Annotated in this window: 10 protein-coding genes; 2 read left to right on the plus strand and 8 right to left on the minus strand. The window is 66.8% G+C overall.

Annotation, left to right across the window (positions count from 1 at the left end):
• Positions 1-61: 61 nt before the first annotated feature.
• Positions 62-370, plus strand: a complete 309-nt coding sequence (locus tag ACV7NM_RS13665; protein ID WP_463410541.1) for a hypothetical protein — start codon at positions 62-64, stop codon at positions 368-370.
• A 124-nt stretch (positions 371-494) separates the two neighbouring features.
• On the opposite strand, the gene tuf is transcribed toward ACV7NM_RS13665, so the two are convergent.
• From tuf to rpsL, 4 genes are all read right to left on the minus strand, one after another.
• Complete coding sequence (gene tuf, locus ACV7NM_RS13670; protein WP_361312440.1) at positions 495-1,688, minus strand: elongation factor Tu; 1,194 nt, start codon at positions 1,686-1,688, stop codon at positions 495-497.
• A 149-nt stretch (positions 1,689-1,837) separates the two neighbouring features.
• Positions 1,838-3,964: an elongation factor G gene (gene fusA / locus ACV7NM_RS13675; protein WP_463410542.1), complete on the minus strand. Its 2,127-nt coding sequence runs from the start codon at positions 3,962-3,964 to the stop codon at positions 1,838-1,840.
• A gap of 39 nt (positions 3,965-4,003) precedes the next feature.
• Entirely contained in the window at positions 4,004-4,474 is a 471-nt protein-coding gene (rpsG, locus tag ACV7NM_RS13680) for a 30S ribosomal protein S7 (protein WP_053682626.1), read from the minus strand.
• Between the two features lie 2 nt (positions 4,475-4,476).
• Positions 4,477-4,848, minus strand: a complete 372-nt coding sequence (rpsL, locus tag ACV7NM_RS13685) for a 30S ribosomal protein S12 (protein WP_007265893.1) — start codon at positions 4,846-4,848, stop codon at positions 4,477-4,479.
• Between the two features lie 442 nt (positions 4,849-5,290).
• On the opposite strand from rpsL, the gene ACV7NM_RS13690 reads away from it, so the two are divergent.
• A complete protein-coding gene (locus ACV7NM_RS13690) occupies positions 5,291-7,753 on the plus strand; it encodes a YfhO family protein (RefSeq protein ID WP_463413935.1) in 2,463 nt (820 codons plus the stop codon).
• Positions 7,754-7,825: 72 nt separating this feature from the next.
• On the opposite strand, the gene ACV7NM_RS13695 is transcribed toward ACV7NM_RS13690, so the two are convergent.
• The 4 genes from ACV7NM_RS13695 to rplJ all read right to left on the minus strand — a co-directional run bounded on the left by ACV7NM_RS13695 (position 7,826) and on the right by rplJ (position 16,951).
• The gene (locus tag ACV7NM_RS13695) at positions 7,826-11,725 is read right to left on the minus strand and encodes a DNA-directed RNA polymerase subunit beta' (RefSeq protein WP_136213219.1); all 3,900 of its coding nucleotides are present in this window, start codon (positions 11,723-11,725) and stop codon (positions 7,826-7,828) included.
• A 97-nt stretch (positions 11,726-11,822) separates the two neighbouring features.
• Positions 11,823-15,305, minus strand: coding sequence for a DNA-directed RNA polymerase subunit beta (gene rpoB / locus ACV7NM_RS13700; RefSeq protein WP_463410543.1), 3,483 nt, complete (start codon positions 15,303-15,305; stop codon positions 11,823-11,825).
• 620 nt (positions 15,306-15,925) lie between these two features.
• Complete coding sequence (gene rplL, locus ACV7NM_RS13705; RefSeq protein WP_463410544.1) at positions 15,926-16,309, minus strand: 50S ribosomal protein L7/L12; 384 nt, start codon at positions 16,307-16,309, stop codon at positions 15,926-15,928.
• A 111-nt stretch (positions 16,310-16,420) separates the two neighbouring features.
• A complete protein-coding gene (gene rplJ, locus ACV7NM_RS13710) occupies positions 16,421-16,951 on the minus strand; it encodes a 50S ribosomal protein L10 (protein WP_030710304.1) in 531 nt (176 codons plus the stop codon).
• Positions 16,952-16,965 lie beyond the last annotated feature (14 nt).

The raw sequence follows: 16,965 nt of genomic DNA on the forward strand, positions 1-16,965 counted from the left end.
CGCCTCCTGCTCGGTCGGCAGGACATCGAGCGGCTCGCCCCCGCGTCGAGGCCCGGCTGGAGTGCGGCGCCCGGCCCTTCGGCATCACCGCCGCGCTCACGGCCAACCTGCCGCCGCGGCTCCCAATCCCGCCGGGCTGATCGCGTACCGGCTCACCGACCAGTTGCCGCCGGCCCTGGCCGAGACGCCCCGCTCGGACGCCCCCGCACCGCCGGACCCCTTCCAGAACTGCACGGACGAGACCTGCGGCCTGGCCTTCCGGGCCCAGGAGCCGGGCCTGCGCGGAGAACGCCTGGCCGACCTGACCGACCAGACCCAGCAGACCGGCCACACCAGCCAGACCGACCACGCCGACGCGAGCGCCGCCTAGCAAGCACGCCAACGCCCCCGCGGGTACGACGAAGGGCCCCTCCCCCACCGCCGGAGCGGTGGGGAAAGGGCCCCTCTGTCAAACGTGGTGCTCGCTCGCGCGAGCTACCAGGTCAGAACACGAATTACTTCGTGATCTTGGTGACCTGGCCGGCGCCCACCGTACGACCACCCTCACGGATGGCGAACTTCAGGCCCTCTTCCATCGCGACCGGCTGAATGAGGGAGACCGTCATGTCGGTGTTGTCACCGGGCATGACCATCTCGGTGCCCTCAGGCAGGGTCACAACGCCCGTCACGTCCGTGGTACGGAAGTAGAACTGCGGGCGGTAGTTGTTGAAGAACGGGGTGTGACGGCCACCCTCGTCCTTCGACAGGATGTACGCGGCGGCCTCGAACTCGGTGTGCGGCGTGACCGAACCGGGCTTGATGATGACCTGACCGCGCTCGACGTCCTCGCGCTTGATGCCACGGAGGAGCAGACCGACGTTCTCACCGGCCTGGCCCTCGTCGAGGAGCTTGCGGAACATCTCGATACCGGTGACCGTGGTGGTGGTCTTCTCTTCCTTGATACCGATGATGTCGACGGTCTCGTTGACCTTCAGGACACCACGCTCGATACGGCCGGTGACGACCGTACCGCGACCGGTGATCGTGAAGACGTCCTCGACCGGCATCAGGAAGGGCTTGTCGGTGTCGCGCGGCGGGGTCGGGATGGCCTCGTCCACGGCGTCCATCAGGCCGAGGAGCTTGTCACCCCACTCCTTGTCGCCCTCGAGCGCCTTCAGCGCGGAGACCTGAACGACCGGCAGGTCGTCGCCCGGGAAGTCGTACTCGGAGAGCAGCTCACGGACCTCGAGCTCGACGAGCTCCAGGATCTCCTCGTCGTCCACCATGTCGGCCTTGTTCAGGGCGACGACGATGTACGGCACGCCGACCTGGCGGGCCAGGAGCACGTGCTCCTTGGTCTGCGGCATCGGGCCGTCGGTGGCGGCGACCACGAGGATGGCACCGTCCATCTGCGCGGCACCGGTGATCATGTTCTTGATGTAGTCCGCGTGACCCGGGCAGTCGACGTGGGCGTAGTGACGCGCCTCGGTCTGGTACTCGACGTGCGCGATCGAGATGGTGATACCGCGCTGGCGCTCCTCAGGAGCCTTGTCGATCTGATCGAAGGCCGAAGCCGCGTTCAGGTCCGGGTACTTGTCGTGCAGCACCTTGGTAATGGCGGCCGTGAGGGTCGTCTTACCGTGGTCAATGTGACCAATGGTGCCGATGTTGACGTGCGGCTTAGTCCGCTCGAACTTCGCCTTCGCCACGGGGGTCCTCCTGAGAGTGGTTCTGTACGCCTTACAGATCGGCGCCAGGTGATCTTTGCTGGGATGCCAGTCCCCCCGGGCAACAAGAGCGGGTGCTCCTGTTGCCCCAGAGGTACCGGTGACAAGCCTAAAGCGTGAGCTCCGAAGAGTTACTCGCCCTTGGCCTTCGCGATGATCTCCTCAGCGACGTTCCGGGGAACCTCGGCGTAGGAGTCGAACTGCATCGAGTAGCTGGCGCGACCCGAGGTCTTGCTGCGGAGGTCTCCGACGTAGCCGAACATCTCCGAAAGCGGCACGAGGCCCTTCACGATGCGAGCACCGTGACGCTCGTCCATGGCCTGGATCTGGCCACGACGAGAGTTGATGTCGCCGATGACCTCACCCATGTAGTCCTCGGGCGTGGTGACCTCAACGGCCATCATCGGCTCAAGGAGCACGGGAGAAGCCTTGCGCGCGGCCTCCTTGAAGGCCTGCGAACCGGCGATCTTGAACGCGAGTTCGGAGGAGTCGACCTCGTGGTAACCACCGTCGAGAAGAATGACGCGGACGCCAGTCATCTCGTAGCCGGCGAGGATGCCGAACTTCATGGCTTCCTGGGCACCGGCGTCCACCGACGGGATGTACTCACGCGGGATGCGTCCACCGGTGACCTTGTTGACGAACTCGTAAGCCGCCTCGCCGCCCTCGATGGGCTCGATCGCGATCTGCACCTTGGCGAACTGACCGGTACCACCGGTCTGCTTCTTGTGGGTGTAGTCGTGACGCTCGACGGACTTGCGGATCGTCTCGCGGTAGGCCACCTGCGGCTTGCCGACGTTCGCCTCGACCTTGAACTCGCGACGCATGCGGTCGACGAGGATGTCGAGGTGAAGCTCGCCCATACCACCGATGATGGTCTGGCCGGTCTCCTCGTCCGAGTGAACCTGGAAGGAGGGGTCCTCCTCCGCGAGACGCTGGATGGCAACACCCAGCTTCTCCTGGTCACCCTTGGACTTGGGCTCGATGGCGACCTGGATGACCGGGGCCGGGAAGTCCATGGACTCCAGGATGACCGGGGCCTTCTCGTCGCACAGCGTCTCACCGGTGGTGGTCTGCTTCAGGCCCATGACGGCGACGATGTCGCCGGCGCCCACCGAGTCGATCTCCTCACGCTTGTTCGCGTGCATGCGGTAGATCTTGCCGATGCGCTCCTTCTTGCCCTTGACGGAGTTCAGCACCGCGGTGCCGGCCTCCAGGCGACCGGAGTAGATCCGGACGAAGGTGAGCTTACCGAGGTGCGGGTCGCTCGCGATCTTGAACGCGAGGGCCGACAGCGGCTCGGAGTCGGCCGGCTTGCGCTTGACGACAACCTCCGCGTCCTTGACGTCGTGGCCCTCGATGGCCTCGACGTCCAGGGGGGAAGGCAGGTAGCGCACGACGGCGTCGAGCAGGGGCTGAACGCCCTTGTTCTTGAACGCGGTGCCGCAGAACACGGGGGTGACGGTGGTGTCGCCGCCCTTGCCGGACGCGATGGTGATACGACGCACGGCGGCGTAGATCTGCTCCTCGGTGGGCTCGGTGCCCTCCAGGAACAGCTCCATCATCTCCTCGTCGTTCTCCGCGACGGCCTCAACGAGCTTGCCGCGCCATTCCTCGGCGAGCTCGGTGTGCGAGGCGGGGATGTCGACGACGTCGTACATCTCGCCCTTGGACGCCTCGGCGGACCAGACGAGAGCCTTCATGCGGACCAGGTCGACAACGCCCTGGAAGTCCATCTCGGAGCCGATGGGCAGCTGCATGACGATCGGGGTCGCGCCGAGGCGGTCCACGATCATGTCCACGCAGCGGAAGAACTCGGCGCCGGTACGGTCCAGCTTGTTGACGAAGCAGATGCGCGGCACGCCGTAACGGTCGGCCTGACGCCAGACCGTCTCGGACTGCGGCTCCACACCGGCGACACCGTCGAAGACGGTGACGGCACCGTCGAGGACGCGGAGCGAACGCTCCACCTCTACGGTGAAGTCGACGTGACCCGGGGTGTCGATGATGTTGATGGTGTGGTCGACCTCGTCAAGAGGCCAGTGGCAGGTCGTCGCGGCAGACGTGATGGTGATACCACGCTCCTGCTCCTGCTCCATCCAGTCCATCGTGGCGGCGCCGTCGTGGACCTCACCGATCTTGTACGACACACCGGTGTAGAACAGGATGCGCTCGGTGGTGGTCGTCTTGCCCGCGTCGATGTGGGCCATGATCCCGATGTTGCGGACCTTGGCCAGGTCAAGCGAAGTGGTAGCCATAAGGCTTCGGTCTTCTCTCGGTCTCGATGTGGGGTGGGACTACCAGCGGTAGTGCGCGAAGGCCTTGTTGGACTCGGCCATCTTGTGCGTGTCCTCACGCTTCTTGACTGCGGCGCCAAGACCGTTGGAGGCGTCGAGCAGCTCGTTCATGAGGCGCTCGGTCATGGTCTTCTCGCGGCGGGCGCGGGAGTAACCCACGACCCAGCGCAGCGCGAGGGTGGCGGCACGACCGGGCTTGACCTCGATCGGCACCTGGTAGGTGGCTCCACCGACACGGCGGGACTTGACCTCGAGGGACGGCTTGACGTTCTCCAGCGCGCGCTTCAGCGTGATGACCGGGTCAGCGCCGGTCTTCTCGCGGAGGCCTTCCATGGCGCCGTAGACGATGCGCTCGGCGGTGGAGCGCTTGCCGTTCAGGAGGATCTTGTTGATGAGCGAGGTCACCAGAGGAGATGCGTAGACCGGGTCGATGATGACCGGGCGCTTCGGGGCGGGGCCCTTACGAGGCATTCTTACTTCTCCTTCTTGGCGCCGTAGCGGCTGCGGGCCTGCTTGCGGTTCTTGACAGCCTGGGTGTCAAGCGCACCGCGGATGATCTTGTAACGAACACCCGGCAGGTCCTTCACACGGCCACCACGCACGAGCACGATCGAGTGCTCCTGCAGGTTGTGTCCCTCACCCGGAATGTAAGCGGTGACCTCGATGCCGGAGGTCAGACGCACACGCGCGACCTTACGGAGCGCCGAGTTCGGCTTCTTCGGGGTGGTCGTGAACACACGCGTGCAGACGCCGCGACGCTGGGGCGAAGCCTCAAGCGCGGGGGTCTTTGTCTTCTCGACCTTGTCCTGCCGGCCCTTACGGACCAGCTGCTGGATCGTAGGCACTACTTCTCCGGTTTCTGTGTGCCGTGTAGTGAAGCTAACCTGGAACGTTGCCGACCCACGCGGTCGGGTGTGTCGGATCCGGTGGAGCTCCGCGCGAACGGAGACACATGGATCGCGGTGGCTGATGTGGCTCTCATGCGGTTGATGGACACGCACGGGAGCCCAGGCACACCCCAGGCACAAGGTCTGAGCGTACCCATCGCATCCACTCCGGTCAAAACAAAAGCCCGGCAGCCGCCGCCAGGCCTTCTCCCGCACAGACCCGCAGGCCAGACGGGGCAAGGGATCGGGGCCCGGACCCCCCTCCCGCAGCGGCGCGGATGTGCGGAACCCGCGCACATGTGGTACGTGGCCGCGCGCATCCTCCGCCGCCCTAGACTGACGAGTCGGACAAACCGCCGGCCGGCGAAGTCGATCAGCAGGGAGCACCGCATTGGGAACCGTGGCCTCGGAGCCCACCACACAGGAGGCTCCCGCCCGGCGGCGGCCGACGACGGCCCGGCGCCGCCTCGGCCGACTGCGCGGCCCCCTGCTCGCCTTCTTCGTCACCTCGGGCGCGTTCTGCACCGCCTGGGTGGCCCGCGGCACCTTCCCCTTCGGGAACACCGGCCGCGCGCTCAACGACCAGGCCAACCAATACGTCCCCTTCCACCGCGCCCTGTGGGACCTGGTGCACGGGCAGGCCGCCGGTGACCTGCTGTTCAGCTGGCGCGGGGGCTTCGGGCAGCAATTCCTGTCCGACTACTACACCTACCTCGGCAACCCGTTCTCCTGGCTCGCCGTCCTCGTCCCGCGCGCCCACGTCGACCTCGCGGTCTTCGTCGTCACCCCCCTCACGATGGGCACCGCCGCCGCCGTGATGACGGTGTACCTCGGCAAGCTGCAACCCGGCCCCTGGTGGCAGCGCGGGGTGCTCGGAGCGACGTACGGGCTGTGCGGGTGGGCGCTCAGCGACGCCTCGTACATCCCGATGTGGCTGTGGGGGCTGGTCGCCCTGCCCCTGCTGGGCATCGCCGTCGAGTGGTGCCTGGAGCAGCGGCGCTGGCCCGGCGTCGCGCTGTTCGTCGCCCTCGCCTGGTTCGGGAACTTCTACACCGCCATGATGGCCACGATGGCCGCCTGCGTGCTCCTGGCCGTCCGACTGGCCACCCGCGAGATGTCGGGCGCCGAGCGGCTGCGCGCCGTGTGGCGGGCCGCCACGGCCACCGTGACGGGCATCTTCCTCACCCTGCCGCTGCTCCTGCCGTCCTTCCTGTCCAGCGGCGCCGCGCAGCCCACCCGGGCCGGCTCCTTCGAACCGGTCCGGATCGAGATCCTGCTCGCCGGGATGCTCCCCGCCACGCACCTGTGGGGAGGCCGGCCGCGACTTTACGTGGCCTCGCTGGGTCTGATCCTGGCGGGCGCCTTCCTGTTCAACAGCGCGATCGCGCGCAGGACCCGCCTGGTGTGGGCGGGCGCGACCGTGCTGGTGCTCGCCTCGTTCCAGTTCCCGCCGACCCAGTACGTGTGGCACGGCCTGGCGGTCCCGAACGGCAACCCCTACCGCGAGGCCTTCGTGTTCAGCGGCATGGTGGTGATCGCCGCCTGGCTGGCGCTCGCCCACCGCCCGCGCCCGACGCACCTCGCGCTGTCGGCCGCCCTGCTGGTGGCGGCCACCTTCGTACTGCGCCACACCAACGACTTCGGCGGCTGGACGTGGCCGGCCGTACTCGGCGGCGGGGCCGTCTCCCTGTTCGCCCTGGTCGCGCTCTCCCTCAGCCACGAACACGGCCACAAGCGTCGCTACCTCGTCCCCGTCGCGGCCGTGCTGATGGTCGGCGTCGTCTTCGCGGAATCCTCCGCCGCCGCGCTCAACGCCGACATCCGGCGCGCCCGCGAACGCTGGGCGGCGCCCGCCGCCACCTCGAACGAGTCGATCAGCCGCCACTTCGACGCCGTCCGGGCCGTCGACGGCTGGCCCGCGTACCGCACCGACTCGGGCGCGCCGCAAACCTCGTACAACGACGCCCTCGCCCTGCGCGCGGAGGGACCGCAGTACTACAGCAGCTACCTCCCCGAGGCCACGTACCGGGCGCTGGAGCCCCTCGGATACGGCTTCAAGAACGACGGCCGGACCTTCTTCGGCGCCGACAACCCGGTCCTCGACGCGATCTTCTCGATCGGGGCGCGCGTACGGCCGGGGGCCACGAAGAACAGCTGGACCGCCGCGAAGTTCCCCGCCCCGCCGCTCGTCACGCTCCGCGGCGGCCCCTACGCCTCCCCCAACCCGGTCGACAGCGTCTACGCCCGCCAGGAGAACGTCCTGGGCGCGACCGTCTACACGGTCCCGCAGGTGACCCGGGGCGGCACCGCCACCGCCCAGACGTACTCGGCCCAGTGCGCCCCCGGCTCCGAGGCCTACTGGTACTCCCCCGAGCTCTACGGCACGCTCTCCCAGGGGGCCCTCTCCCGCCCCCTGGAGGACCGCATGAGCGGGGTCGTCCCGCTCGGCGAGGTCCCCGCCTCGGGCCGCCTGGACGTCACGGTCGCCACGCACACCGCGAACGCCACCGCCGGCGCCCACCCCGTCGGCTGCCTGGACCGGGCCGCGCTCGACACGACGGTCCACCGGCTCACCATCACCGGCGCCACGAAGGTCTCCGCGGACGGCCACACCATCGAAGCCACCCTCCCCAAGGGCTCCACGGGCACCGCCGTCTTCGCGATGACCGCCGTCCCCGGCTGGCAGTGCTCCGCCCCGATCCGCCCCTTCCACGGTCTGGTGGCCCTCCCCGTGCCCGCCGGCGCCACGAAGGTCTCCTGCACCTTCGCCCCGAAGGGCCTCACCCCCGGCCTCGCCGCCGCCACCCTCGCCCTCCTGGCCCTGGCCTCGGTCACGGTCGCCTCCCGCCGCCGCCGACCCTGAGGCCCGTTCCCGGAACACGAAGAAGCCCCCCGCCGCTCCTCTCGGAGCGGCGGGGGGCTTCTTCTTACGAGATCAGCCGTTGTACGGGCCGTAGTCGTAGTCCTCCAGCGGGACAGCCTGGCCGGAGCCGGTGCCGAAGGGCGAGTAGTCGATGTCGTCGTAGCCGACGGCCGAGTACATCGCGGCCTTGGCTTCCTCGGTCGGCTCGACCCGGATGTTGCGGTAGCGGGACAGACCCGTACCGGCCGGGATGAGCTTACCGATGATGACGTTCTCCTTGAGGCCGATCAGGGAGTCGGACTTGGCGTTGATCGCCGCGTCCGTCAGAACCCTGGTCGTCTCCTGGAAGGACGCCGCCGACAGCCACGACTCGGTCGCGAGCGAGGCCTTGGTGATACCCATCAGCTGCGGACGGCCGGAGGCGGGGTGACCGCCCTCGGTGACCACACGACGGTTCTCGGTCTCGAACTTCGACCGCTCGACCAGCTCGCCCGGCAGGAGCTCCGCGTCGCCGGACTCGATGATCGTCACGCGGCGCAGCATCTGCCGGATGATGATCTCGATGTGCTTGTCGTGGATCGACACGCCCTGCGAGTTGTAGACCTTCTGGACTTCGCCGACCAGGTGGACCTGGACGGCACGCTGACCGAGGATGCGCAGCACGTCGTGCGGGTTGGTGGCACCCATGGTGAGCTTCTGGCCCACCTCGACGTGGTCGCCCTCGTGCACGATGACCTTGGCGCGCTTGGAGATCGGGAACGCCGTCTCCTCGCTGCCGTCGTCGGGCGTGATGACGATCTTCTTCGTCTTCTCGGTCTCCTCGATCCGCACGCGACCGGCGGCCTCGGAGATCGGGGCGACACCCTTCGGGGTACGGGCCTCGAAGAGCTCGACGACACGCGGCAGACCCTGCGTGATGTCGTCACCGGCCACACCACCGGTGTGGAAGGTACGCATCGTCAGCTGGGTACCGGGCTCACCGATGGACTGGGCGGCGATGATGCCGACCGCCTCACCGATGTCGACCAGCTTGCCGGTGGCCAGCGAGCGGCCGTAGCAGAAGGCACAGGTGCCGACCGCGGACTCGCAGGTCAGGACCGAACGCGTCTTGACCTCCTCGACGCCGTTCGCGATGAGGGCGTCGATGAGGACGTCACCGAGGTCCACGTTCGCCGGCGCGATGACCTTGCCGTCGATGACGACGTCCTCGGCCAGCATGCGGGCGTAGACGGACGTCTCGACGTCGTCGGCCTTGCGCAGGACGCCGGCCTCGTCCTTGACACCGATCTTGAGCTTGAGGCCGCGCTCGGTGCCGCAGTCCTCCTCGCGGATGATGACGTCCTGCGAGACGTCCACCAGACGACGGGTGAGGTAACCCGAGTCGGCGGTACGCAGGGCGGTGTCCGCCAGACCCTTACGGGCACCGTGCGTGGAGATGAAGTACTCCAGAACGGTGAGGCCCTCACGGAAGGACGCCTTGATCGGACGCGGGATGGTCTCGTTCTTCGCGTTCGACACCAGACCACGCATACCGGCGATCTGTCGCATCTGCATCATGTTTCCTCGGGCACCCGAGTCAACCATCATGAAGATGGGGTTCGTCTTGGGGAAGTTCGCGTTCATCGCCTCGGCAACCTCGTTGGTCGCCTTGGTCCAGATCGCGATGAGCTCCTGCGTGCGCTCGTCCTTGGTGATCAGACCGCGCTCGTACTGCTTCTGGACCTTCTCGTCCATCGCCTCGTAGCCCGCGACGATGGCCTTCTTGGCCTCGGGCACGACGACGTCGGAGATGGCCACGGTGACGCCCGAACGGGTCGCCCAGTGGAAACCGGCCGCCTTCAGGTTGTCGAGCGTCGCCGCCACGATCACCTTGGGGTAGCGCTCCGCCAGGTCGTTGACGATCTCGGAGAGCTGCTTCTTGCCCACCGAGTAGTCGACGAACGGGTAGTCCTCGGGCAGCAGCTCGTTGAAGAGCGCGCGGCCGAGGGTCGTCTTCAGACGGAAGCTGTCGCCCGGCTGGAACTCCTGCTCGCCCTCTTCCGCCACCGGCGGCACCCAGCCGCGCGGCGGGATGGTGCCCACCGGGAAGCGGATGTCGACCTGCGACTGGAGCGCGAGCTCGCCGGCGTCGAACGCCATGATCGCCTCGGCCGTGGAGCCGAACGCGCGGCCCTCGCCCTTGGTGTCACGGAGCTCACCGTCGGTGGTCAGGAAGAACAGACCGAGGACCATGTCCTGGGTCGGCATCGTGACCGGACGGCCGTCGGCCGGCTTGAGGATGTTGTTCGAGGACAGCATCAGGATGCGGGCCTCGGCCTGCGCCTCCGCGGAGAGCGGAAGGTGCACGGCCATCTGGTCACCGTCGAAGTCCGCGTTGAACGCGGTGCAGACGAGCGGGTGGATCTGGATGGCCTTGCCTTCGACCAGCTGGGGCTCGAAGGCCTGGATGCCGAGACGGTGCAGCGTGGGCGCACGGTTCAGCAGCACCGGGTGCTCGGCGATGACCTCTTCGAGCACGTCGTAGACGACCGTACGGCCGCGCTCGACCATGCGCTTCGCCGACTTGATGTTCTGCGCGTGGTTCAGGTCGACCAGGCGCTTCATCACGAACGGCTTGAAGAGCTCCAGCGCCATGGCCTTGGGCAGACCACACTGGTGCAGCTTCAGCTGCGGACCGACGACGATCACGGAACGCGCGGAGTAGTCCACGCGCTTGCCGAGAAGGTTCTGACGGAATCGACCCTGCTTGCCCTTGAGCATGTCGCTCAGGGACTTCAGCGGACGGTTGCCGGGGCCCGTGACCGGGCGACCACGACGGCCGTTGTCGAAGAGGGCGTCGACCGCCTCCTGGAGCATCCGCTTCTCGTTGTTCACGATGATCTCGGGCGCACCGAGGTCGAGCAGACGCTTCAGACGGTTGTTGCGGTTGATCACACGGCGGTACAGGTCGTTCAGGTCGGAGGTCGCGAAGCGGCCACCGTCCAGCTGCACCATCGGACGCAGGTCCGGCGGGATCACCGGCACGCAGTCGAGCACCATGCCCTTGGGGCTGTTGCTGGTCTGCAGGAACGCGGAGACGACCTTGAGGCGCTTGAGCGCACGGGTCTTCTTCTGGCCCTTGCCGGTACGGATGATCTCGCGGAGGCGCTCGGCCTCTTCCTCGAGGTCGAAGGACTCCAGGCGCTTCTGCAGCGCCGCGGCACCCATCGAACCGTCGAAGTAGGTCCCGAAGCGGTCGCGCAGCTCGCGGTAGAGCAGCTCGTCGCCCTCCAGGTCCTGGACCTTGAGGTTCTTGAAGCGGGACCAGACCTCGTCCAGACGGTCGATCTCGCGCTGCGCACGGTCGCGCAGCTGCTTCATCTCGCGCTCGGCACCTTCGCGCACCTTGCGGCGCACGTCGGCCTTCGCGCCCTCGGCCTCAAGCTCGGCGAGGTCGGTCTCGAGCTTCTTGGCGCGGCCTTCGAGGTCCGCGTCACGGCGGTTCTCGATCTGCTGGCGCTCGACGGAGACGTGGGCCTCCAGCGACGGGAGGTCGCGGGTGCGGCGCTCGTCGTCCACGAACGTGATCATGTACGCGGCGAAGTAGATGACCTTTTCGAGGTCCTTCGGCGCGAGGTCCAGCAGGTAGCCCAGGCGCGACGGGACGCCCTTGAAGTACCAGATGTGGGTAACGGGAGCGGCAAGCTCGATGTGGCCCATCCGCTCACGACGCACCTTGGCGCGCGTGACCTCGACGCCACAGCGCTCACAGATGATGCCCTTGAAGCGGACACGCTTGTACTTGCCGCAGTAGCACTCCCAGTCCCGGGTAGGACCGAAGATCTTCTCGCAGAAGAGTCCGTCCTTCTCGGGCTTGAGGGTGCGGTAGTTGATGGTCTCCGGCTTCTTGACCTCGCCGTGAGACCAGGTTCGGATGTCGTCCGCGGTGGCAAGGCCGATCCGCAGCTCGTCGAAGAAGTTGACGTCGAGCACTGTGCGTCAATCCCTCTTTCGGGGTCGAGTCTCAATCATGGTCTGAACGGTCCCGGGGATGACGGGGGGCTCTTGAGCGAGCCCCCCGTCAGGCCCGTCAGACCTCTTCGACGCTGCTCGGCTCACGCCGGGACAGGTCGATACCGAGCTCCTCCGCCGCGCGGAAGACGTCCTCGTCGGTGTCGCGCATCTCGATGGACATGCCGTCCGAGGACAGCACCTCCACGTTGAGGCAGAGCGACTGCATTTCCTTGATGAGCACCTTGAAGGACTCGGGAATGCCCGGCTCGGGGATGTTCTCGCCCTTGACGATGGCCTCGTAGACCTTCACGCGGCCGGTGACGTCGTCGGACTTGATGGTCAGCAGCTCCTGGAGGGCGTACGCGGCGCCATAAGCCTCGAGCGCCCACACCTCCATCTCACCGAAGCGCTGGCCACCGAACTGCGCCTTACCACCCAGCGGCTGCTGCGTGATCATCGAGTACGGACCGGTCGACCGGGCGTGGAGCTTGTCGTCGACCAGGTGGTGGAGCTTGAGGATGTACATGTACCCGATCGAGATCGGGTCCGGGAACGGCTCACCGGAGCGGCCGTCGAACAGACGCGCCTTGCCGGACGGGAGGACCAGGCGGTCGCCGTCGCGGTTCGGGATGGTGTGCTCGAACAGGCCGGCGAGCTCGTCCTCGCGGGCGCCGTCGAACACCGGGGTGGCGACGTTGGTACCGGGCGCGACCTTGTCGGCGCCGATGACCTTGAGCCGCTCGGCCCATTCCTCGCCGAGCCCGGAGACGTCCCAGCCGCGGCTGGCGAGCCAGCCGAGGTGGATCTCCAGGACCTGTCCCGGGTTCATTCGGGACGGGACACCCAGCGGGTTCAGGATGATGTCGACCGGCGTGCCGTCCTCAAGGAAGGGCATGTCCTCGATCGGAAGGATCTTGGAAATGACACCCTTGTTGCCGTGACGGCCGGCGAGCTTGTCACCATCGGTGATCTTGCGCTTCTGGGCGACGTAGACGCGAACCAGCTGGTTCACGCCCGGAGGAAGCTCATCGCCCTCCTCGCGGTCGAAGACGCGGACACCGATGACCTTGCCGATCTCACCGTGGGGGACCTTGAGCGAGGTGTCACGCACCTCGCGGGCCTTCTCACCGAAGATCGCACGGAGCAGGCGCTCCTCCGGGGTCAGCTCGGTCTCACCCTTGGGCGTGACCTTGCCGACCAGGATGTCGCCGGCGACGACGTCCGCACCGATGCGGATGATGCCGCGCTCGTCGAGGTCGGCGAGGACCTCTTCGGAGACGTTCGGGATGTCCCGGGTGATCTCCTCGGGGCCCAGCTTGGTGTCACGGGCGTCGACCTCGTGCTCCTCGATGTGGATCGAGGAGAGGACGTCGTCCTGTACGAGGCGCTGCGACAGGATGATCGCGTCCTCGTAGTTGTGGCCTTCCCACGGCATGAACGCGACGAGCAGGTTCTTGCCGAGGGCCATTTCGCCCTCTTCGGTGGCCGGGCCGTCGGCGAGGACCTGTGCCTCGACGATCCGGTCGCCCTCGTTGACGATGACCTTCTGGTTGACCGAGGTGCCCTGGTTCGAGCGGGAGAACTTCGCGACGCGGTACGTGGTGTACGTGCCGTCGTCGTTGGCGACGGTGATGTAGTCGGCCGAGACCTCCTGGACGACACCGTCCTTCTCCGCCTTGATCGAGTCGCCGGCGTCGACGGCGCAGCGGTACTCCATGCCGGTGCCGACGAGCGGCGCCTCCGCCTTGATCAGCGGAACGGCCTGGCGCATCATGTTCGCGCCCATGAGGGCGCGGTTGGCGTCGTCGTGCTCCAGGAAGGGGATCATCGCGGTCGCGACGGACACCATCTGGCGCGGGGAGACGTCCATGTAGTCGACGTCGTCGCCGGCGATGTAGTCGATCTCGCCACCACGACGGCGAACCAGGACGCGGTTCTCGGTGAAGCGCATCTCATCGTTCAGGCCGGCGTTGGCCTGGGCGATGACGAAGCGGTCTTCCTCGTCGGCGGTCAGGTAGTCGACCTCGTCGGTGACGACACCGTCGACGACCTTGCGGTACGGGGTCTCGACGAAACCGAACGCGTTGACGCGACCGTAGGAGGCGAGCGAGCCGATCAGACCGATGTTCGGGCCTTCAGGGGTCTCGATCGGGCACATGCGGCCGTAGTGCGAGGGGTGGACGTCACGTACCTCGAAGCCGGCCCGCTCACGGGACAGACCACCGGGGCCCAGCGCCGACAGGCGGCGCTTGTGGGTCAGGCCCGACAGCGGGTTGTTCTGGTCCATGAACTGCGACAGCTGGCTGGTGCCGAAGAACTCCTTGATGGAGGCGACGACCGGCCGGATGTTGATCAGGGTCTGCGGCGTGATCGCCTCGACGTCCTGGGTCGTCATGCGCTCGCGCACGACGCGCTCCATACGGGCCAGACCCGTACGGACCTGGTTCTGGATGAGCTCGCCGACGTTGCGCAGACGACGGTTGCCGAAGTGGTCGATGTCGTCGGTCTCGACGACGATCGAACGGCCCGACTCACCGGTGGTCTCGGTCTCGCCCGCGTGCAGCTTCACGAGGTACTTGATCGTCGCGATGATGTCGTCGGTGGTGAGCACACCGGCGTCCAGCGGCTCGTCGGCGCCGAGCTTCTTGTTCACCTTGTAGCGGCCGACCTTCGCGAGGTCGTAGCGCTTCGGGTTGAAGTAGAGGTTCTCGAGCAGCGTCTGAGCGGCCTCGCGCGTCGGCGGCTCGCCCGGGCGCAGCTTGCGGTAGATGTCGAGCAGCGCGTCGTCCTGGCCCTGGGTGTGGTCCTTCTCCAGGGTGGCGCGCATGGACTCGTACTCGCCGAACTCCTCCAGGATCTGCTCGGTGGTCCAGCCGAGTGCCTTGAGGAGGACGGTCACGGACTGCTTGCGCTTGCGGTCGATGCGGACACCGACCATGTCGCGCTTGTCGATCTCCATCTCCAGCCAGGCACCCCGGGACGGGATGATCTTGGCGGAGAAGATGTCCTTGTCGGACGTCTTGTCGATGGAGGCGTCGAAGTAGACACCGGGGGAGCGCACCAGCTGCGATACGACGACACGCTCGGTGCCGTTGATCACGAAGGTGCCCTTGTTGGTCATGAGCGGGAAGTCGCCCATGAAGACCGTCTGAGACTTGATCTCTCCGGTCTCGTTGTTCGTGAACTCGGCCGTGACAAACAGCGGCGCCGCGTACGTGAAGTCGCGGTCCTTGCACTCGTCGACAGAGTTCTTCGCCGGCTCGAAACGGTGGTCGCGGAAAGTCAGCGACATCGACCCGGAGAAGTCCTCGATCGGCGAGATCTCCTCGAAGATCTCTTCAAGACCGGACTTGGTGGGGACGTCCTGTCCACTCTCGAGAGCCGACTCGACGCGAGCCTTCCAGGCGGCGTTGCCGAGCAGCCAGTCAAAGCTCTCGGTCTGCAGCGCCAGGAGGTTCGGAACCTCGAGGGGCTCCTTGATCTTTGCAAAGGAGATGCGCAGCGGGGCGGTGCTGGCACCGTTGTTCGTATTGGTCGAGGCGTTGCGCGAGGCGGCCAAGAGGGGGTCCTTCCGAGGGCTCGGACTCACTACGCGCGTACCGGTCCCAGCCGACACAGAAGACAGACGCTTTCAATCTGGCCCAAAAGACCAGGTCAGGGCGGATCAGTCAGGTGTGCTCAAGCGTGGGCATGCCCCTGGCGACGGGCAGGGGGCAGCTAACAGGCAGCGCAAAGGGTCAGTGTAGCCACTTGGCTCACTGATGTCCAGACCAGGTTTCCGGAAACCGGCAACAGGCCTTCCCCACTCGATCAACCAACACCGTGTTCAACCAACACGGTGCCCAACTTTGCCGCACCCGTAAACAGAGCGCGTATCAGTACTGCCCTCTTCGTAGTCGATCCATGCCTCGGACCGCAGATCCGTGACCGCCGATCCAGGGCCTCGGGCCGGAGCGGTGCGGGGGATCTCCCACGACGGGTCTGAGAATTGCGCGCCGCCGCCCGTTCGTCAAGGCCCCCTGCTCCGAGCGGATCACCTCCGGCCCCCGCTCCGGGACGACGAAGATCACCCTACTCCCCAACGAGAGCAGGGCAAATCAGGCACTCCGGGTACGCCGAAGGGCGACCACCCTTACGGGTGACCGCCCTTCGAAGAGGCCCCTGAGGGCCTCAGAGGTGTTACTTGACCTCGACAGCCGCGCCGGCAGCCTTGAGGGACTCGGCGGCCTTTTCAGCGGCCTCCTTGTTGACCTTCTCGAGAACCGGCTTCGGGGTGCCGTCGACGAGGTCCTTGGCCTCCTTCAGACCCAGGGAGGTCAGCTCGCGCACGACCTTGATGACCTGGATCTTCTTGTCGCCCGCACCGGTGAGGATGACGTCGAACTCGTCCTTCTCCTCCTCGGCCTCGGCAACCGGGCCGGCACCGGCGGGGCCGGCAACGGCGACGGCCGCGGCGGCGGTGACGTCGAACTTCTCCTCGAAGGCCTTCACGAACTCGGAGAGCTCGATGAGGGTCATCTCCTCGAACTGGGCGAGGAGGTCGTCCTGAGAGAGCTTCGCCATGATGGGCGATCCTTCCACTAATTCGGCAGGTGCCGGATGTATAGAGAGGCGGGCGTAAACGGCCCGCTACGACCCACGCGCTAGGCGGCGTGGATCAGTGCGCGAGCCGAATTACTCGGCACCGCCCTGCTCGGCGAGCTTGACGCGAAGCGCTTCCGCGGTGCGGACGAACTTCGACGGCAGCGCCTGGAAGAGCGAGGCAGCCTGAGACTGCTTGCCCTTGAACGCGCCGGCCAGCTTGCTGAGCAGAACCTCGCGGGACTCGAGGTCCGCGAGCTTCTTGATCTCATCGGCGGTGAGCGCCTTACCATCAAGGACACCCGCCTTGATGATGAGGTTCGGGTTGTCCTTGGCGAAGTCACGCAGGCTCTTCGCCGACTCCACCGGGTCACCGGTGATGAAGGCGACCGCGGTCGGACCAGCGAAGTGCTCGTCCAGCGCGGTGATCCCGGCCTGGTTGGCCGCAATCTTGGTCAGCGTGTTCTTCACCACGGCGTACTGGGCGTTCTCACCGAGCGAACGACGCAGCGTCTTGAGCTGCGCGACGGTGAGACCCCGGTACTCGGTCAGCACGGCGGCGTTCGAGCTCTGGAACTGGTCCGTGAGCTCGGCTACCGCGGCAGCCTTGTCGGGCCTTGCCATAGAGCGTCGGCCTC

Source organism: Streptomyces sp. Tek67B01, assembly GCF_055231995.1.

Bases quoted from the DNA above. Each gene is read 5' to 3' on its own strand.
- rplL (WP_463410544.1), bottom strand. From the start codon at position 16,309: ATGGCGAAGCTCTCTCAGGACGACCTCCTCGCCCAGTTCGAGGAGATG.
- rplJ (WP_030710304.1), bottom strand. From the start codon at position 16,951: ATGGCAAGGCCCGACAAGGCTGCCGCGGTAGCCGAGCTCACGGACCAG.
- rpsG (WP_053682626.1), bottom strand. From the start codon at position 4,474: ATGCCTCGTAAGGGCCCCGCCCCGAAGCGCCCGGTCATCATCGACCCG.
- fusA (WP_463410542.1), bottom strand. From the start codon at position 3,964: ATGGCTACCACTTCGCTTGACCTGGCCAAGGTCCGCAACATCGGGATC.